This is a genomic window from Ornithinibacter sp., from assembly GCF_035443565.1.
Taxonomy (GTDB): domain Bacteria; phylum Actinomycetota; class Actinomycetes; order Actinomycetales; family Dermatophilaceae; genus Fodinibacter.
Genome location: NZ_DAORSO010000236.1, coordinates 1 through 2,494, shown reverse-complemented (window position 1 = coordinate 2,494; position 2,494 = coordinate 1). Strand labels below are relative to the sequence as shown.

General features: G+C 70.8%; 3 protein-coding genes. 2 read left to right on the top strand and 1 reads right to left on the bottom strand.

Translation table 11 applies throughout. The features are described from left to right. Nucleotides 1-1,092: phosphoenolpyruvate carboxykinase (GTP) (locus PLL68_RS13850; protein WP_324535055.1), on the top strand; the 1,092-nt coding region annotated here is incomplete at its 5' end. A 161-nt stretch (nt 1,093-1,253) separates the two neighbouring features. Here PLL68_RS13850 and PLL68_RS13845 read toward each other — a convergent pair. Beyond that, nucleotides 1,254-1,907, bottom strand: coding sequence for a hypothetical protein (locus PLL68_RS13845; RefSeq protein ID WP_324535053.1), 654 nt, complete (start codon nt 1,905-1,907; stop codon nt 1,254-1,256). 199 nt (nt 1,908-2,106) lie between these two features. On the opposite strand from PLL68_RS13845, the gene PLL68_RS13840 reads away from it, so the two are divergent. Next, on the top strand, nt 2,107-2,494 hold a 388-nt coding region (locus PLL68_RS13840), incomplete at its 3' end, for a response regulator transcription factor (protein ID WP_324535052.1).

The window sequence follows — 2,494 nt, the reverse complement described above, 5'->3', positions numbered from 1 at the left end:
GAGCACATGCTCATCCTCAAGCTCGTCTCCCCCACCGGCTCCAAGCACTACATCGCCGGTGCCTTCCCGAGCGCCTGCGGCAAGACCAACCTCGCGATGATCGACCCCACTCTCGAGGGCTGGACCGCCGAGATGGTCGGCGACGACATCGCCTGGATGCGCTTCGGCCCCGACGGCCGCCTCTACGCCGTCAACCCCGAGTTCGGCCTGTTCGGCGTCGCCCCCGGCACCGGTGAGCACACCAACCCCAACGCGATGCGAACCGTGGAGAAGGGCAACTCGATCTTCACCAACGTCGCCCTCACCGACGACGGCGACGTGTGGTGGGAGGACATGACCCCCGAGAAGCCGGCGCACCTCACCGACTGGAAGGGCAACGACTGGACCCCCGAGTCCGGAGTGCCCTCCAGCCACCCGAACAGCCGCTTCTGCACCCCCGCGAAGCAGTGCCCGATGATGGCCGACGAGTACGACGAGCCCAACGGTGTGCCGATCGACGCGATCCTGTTCGGTGGCCGTCGCAAGACCACCGTGCCGCTGGTCTACGAGTCCCGTGACTGGGCCCACGGTGTGTTCATCGGCGCGACGCTGTCGTCCGAGACCACCGCCGCCGCGACCGGCGCCGTCGGTGTCGTGCGCCGCGACCCGATGGCCATGCTGCCCTTCATCGGCTACAACGCCGGCGACTACGTCAACCACTGGCTCGAGATCGGCAAGCAGGCCGATGAGTCGAAGCTGCCGAAGATCTACCAGGTCAACTGGTTCCGCCGCGACGACGAGGACGGCTCGTTCCTGTGGCCCGGCTTCGGCGACAACGCCCGCGTGCTGAAGTGGATCGTCGAGCGCCTCGACGGTTCCGCGGAGGCCGTCGAGACCCCGGTCGGCCTCGTGCCCACCCCCGGCTCGATCGACACCACGGGCCTGGACATGAGCGAGGAGCAGGTCGCCAAGGCCCTCGCCGTCAACGTCGAGGAGTGGCGCGACAAGGAGCTGCCGCTCATCGAGGAGTGGTTCGCCAAGTTCGGCGACACCCTCCCCACCCAGCTCGCTGACGAGCTGGCCACGCTCAAGGCGCGCCTCGAGAGCGCCTGACAGACGGTCCCCGCCGGACCAGAGGGCCCCGCCGACACTGTCGGTGGGGCCCTTGGTCGATCTCGGATGCCGTGCGGCCCTCGCTGAGCCCGGTCGAGAGTAGGCGAATCGCCGTGCAGAGATTTGCCCTCGCGGCGATTCGCCTACTCTCGACTGCCCAGTCAGGTGCTCGACGGTGCGGTGCTGCTCGACGGGGTTGGAGGAGTCGGGGCGGTCGGCGCCGTCCCGTTCGGCAACTGGCCGCCGTTCGGCAGCTGTCCCATGCCACCACCGGGGAACTGACCCCTGCCGCCGCCGGGCATCTCGCCCCGGCCACCACCGTGACGCCCACCCGAGCCGGGACCCTGGCCCTCGACACCGCCGCGACCCCAGTCGTCGCCGTCGCTCATGTGACCCACGCGGCCGCCGTCGCCGTCGCCGATCGCCGCAGTGGACGCCGCACCCACGGCCCCACCGAGCAGCAACCCTGCAGCCAGGGCCGCACCGGCAATGGCCAGCCGGCCCTTCCACCACGGCCCACCCGTCGCGGGGGCGGGCGCAGCCGGGGGCACCTGGGCAGGGGGGACCGGAGCACCCGCCGCCGGGGCGGGCGCCGCGTTCGCCGCAGCACTCGGCGCAGCGGCCGCCCCGTCGACGGCAGTCACCCACGGGGGCGCCTGTCCGGCGTCAGGTGCGGGGGGCACCTCGGCGACGGACGGCATCCGGACCGTGGCCTCGGGCTGCTGCGGGATGACCTCGGTCGCGTCGTTCTGCCCCGGCTGCACCTGCTGCTCGGGCTGCGACTGATCGTTCGGATTCTGCGGTTCGTTGGCCATGGAGGGCCCTTTCGTGACGATGAGTGACTGCCTGCTCCAACCGTCGGCCCGCCACCTGTGGCCTACCTGTGCCGACCCCATCCGTGCGCTGGCAATCGCGAACGCACTCGCCCCGAACAACGACGCCCAGAGCGCGACACACAGGAATCGCACAGCAAACCCATGGGTCGACCCCAGCGCCCACCAGCAGACTGAAGCCATGACGACGACCCGCCCCGTGAGCGCCCCCGCCCTGACCCGACCCGACGGCTCCCCGGTGCGGGTGCTCGTGGTGGATGACGAGCCGAACCTCACCGAACTGCTGTCGATGGCCCTGCGCTACGAGGGTTGGGAGGTTCGCACCGCGGCCAGCGGCCTCGCGGCGGTGCGCGCTGCCAAGGAGTTCGGCCCCGACGCCGTCGTGCTCGACATGATGCTGCCCGACTTCGACGGGCTCGAGGTGTTGCGGCGCATGCGCGGGGACGACCCGAACGTGCCCGTGCTGTTCCTCACCGCGAAGGATGCCGTGGAGGACCGCGTCGCCGGCCTCACCGCCGGCGGCGACGACTACGTGACCAAGCCGTTCAGCCTCGAGGAGGTCGTCGCGA